Origin of the sequence: Pseudoduganella sp. RAF53_2, from assembly GCF_052113985.1 — a bacterium.
Classification (GTDB): domain Bacteria; phylum Pseudomonadota; class Gammaproteobacteria; order Burkholderiales; family Burkholderiaceae_D; genus Rugamonas.
In genome coordinates, this window is record NZ_JBFRDW010000844.1 from 1 (window position 1) to 2,087 (window position 2,087).

3 protein-coding genes are annotated in these 2,087 nt (G+C 63.8%); 2 read left to right on the forward strand and 1 reads right to left on the reverse strand.

The features are described 5' to 3' along the window. Nucleotides 1–415: hypothetical protein (locus AB4Z11_RS30225; RefSeq protein WP_442029657.1), on the forward strand; the 415-nt coding region annotated here is incomplete at its 5' end. A 1-nt stretch (nucleotide 416) separates the two neighbouring features. Here AB4Z11_RS30225 and AB4Z11_RS30230 read toward each other — a convergent pair. After that, nucleotides 417–1,205, reverse strand: coding sequence for an AraC family transcriptional regulator (locus AB4Z11_RS30230; RefSeq protein ID WP_442029659.1), 789 nt, complete (start codon nucleotides 1,203–1,205; stop codon nucleotides 417–419). Nucleotides 1,206–1,274: 69 nt separating this feature from the next. Between AB4Z11_RS30230 and AB4Z11_RS30235 the strand changes: the two genes are divergently transcribed. Then, nucleotides 1,275–2,087: MFS transporter (locus AB4Z11_RS30235; protein ID WP_442029661.1), on the forward strand; the 813-nt coding region annotated here is incomplete at its 3' end.

Consider the following 2,087-nt stretch of genomic DNA (forward strand, 5'->3'; position numbering starts at 1 on the left):
CGTCGGGGCGCTGTACAAAACCTGGCTGGCCTACGATTTCGACCGCGCCATCTTTATCGCGGTCGATGGTTTCAGCTACGACGGCAAGCCGCCCAGGCCGCCGAAGCGTCCGCAGCGAAATCAGCTCTTTCGCTATGTCAAAGACGACCAATTGAATCGCGCCGAGATGGTCACCGTGATCAAGGCGACGTCTGCACAAGCAAAAGAAGTCGCCTGCCAGGCTAACCGCATTGTTAGCGTTACTGAACGCGATAACTCGCCACCGGACCGCGGTCCGCTCATCGATCACGTCCAGTTTGCCTTTCACGTCATTCGGGATGGAAAGCGGGTTGCCAAGGAGGCGCCGGCGGCGAGGCCGCTGAAAGATCAACTCAGCAGGCTGCTGCATACCACACTTAAAATCGAGCCGATGTGATTCAGGCGCGCTTGTGGAAGAAGGCGGTCGGGGTGGAGCCGAAGGTTTTCTTGAACATGGCGGAGAAGGCGGACTGGCTGGCGTAGCCGAGTTGATCGGCGACTTGCGACAAGGGCACGCCGCGGGCGATGAGCGGCGCAGCGTGCGCCAGGCGCACTTGCTGGCGCCATTGGCTGAAGCTTAAACCCAGCTCTCGTTCGAACAGGCGGGCCAGCGTGCGCTCGGAGGCGCCGACCTGGCGTGCCCAGTGCTCCAGCGTTTGCGGCGAACCGGGCTCGTTGAGCAGGCTGGCGCAGAGCGTCTTCAGGCGCTTGTCGGAGGGCAGGGGAACGCGGATCGGGCGTGTGGCGCTGCGCGGCAGCTCGTCCAGAATCAGCTCGGACAGCAAGCGGGAACGTGGCGACTCGTCGCCAAAGCCCATCTGCTCCAGCRCCTCGATCGACTCGCGCAGCAGGGGCGACACCTCRACCACCTCCAGATTGCGCGCGAACGGCGAGCGCGCCATGTCCACGCACAGCAGGCGCATGCTCGCCGCTTCCAGCACGGTCACCTCATGCATGGTGCCGGCTTCGATCCAGATCGCCCGCAGCGGCGGCACAATCCAGCTGCTGTTGGCGGCGGACACGCGCAGCACGCCTTCCAGCGCGTAAGTGAACTGGCCCCAGGTGTGGGCGTGGGCGCCGGTGAATTCCGCGGCATCCAGTTCGCGCGCCACCACAGTGACGGGGCGGGTATCCGTCGGCTCTTCGCGGCTGGGTGCGACTCCTACATGGCGGCTGGCAGCTGGCATGGCAGATTCTCGACAAATGATGTCAGGCTATCTTAAACCAGACGCAGCGCTCTTGCCTAAACTGTACGGATGAATACAGATAAAGCCCTCCTCAAACAGGATGCCCGCGTGATCGGCCTGGTCGGCCTGGCGCACGGCACCTCTCACTTCTACCACCTGATTCTTGCCGCGCTATTCCCGTGGCTGAAGCCTGCCTTCAATCTGAGTTACGCGGAGTTGGCAATGCTGATGACGGTGTTCTTCATCGTGTCCGGCATCGGACAGGCGCTGGCCGGCTTCGTGGTGGACCGCGTCGGCGCGCGCCGCGTGCTGTTCTTCGGTATCGGCGTGCTGGGTTTGTCGGCTGTGCTGCTGTCGGCGGCCAACAGCTATACGGCGCTGATGCTGGGCGCGCTGGTGGCCGGCGTCGGCAACAGCATCTTCCATCCGGCGGACTACACCATCCTGAACCAGCGGGTATCGAAGGCGCGTCTGGCGCATGGCTTCTCGGTGCACGGCATCAGCGGCAATATCGGCTGGGCCGCTTCGCCGATTCTGCTGACGGCAATTGCGGCTGCGGGCAGCTGGCGCCTGGCCTTGCTGTGCGCCGCGGCGCTGCCGCTGATTGTGCTGGCCATCCTGTTCATCAACCGCGACGCGATCCGCCCCGATCCGATCGGCGCACACGCCGCCTCGCAACAGCAGGGCGGCACGCTGGCTTTCCTGAAGCTGCCATCGGTCTGGATGTGCTTTGCCTTCTTCTTCCTGACGGCGCTGGCGCTGGGCGGTATCCAGAGCTTTGCATCCACCGGACTGGTGAAGATGTATGGCATGTCGTTGACGATGGCAACCAGCGCGTACACGGCGTATATGCTGGCGTCCGCCGGCGGCATGGTGCTGGGC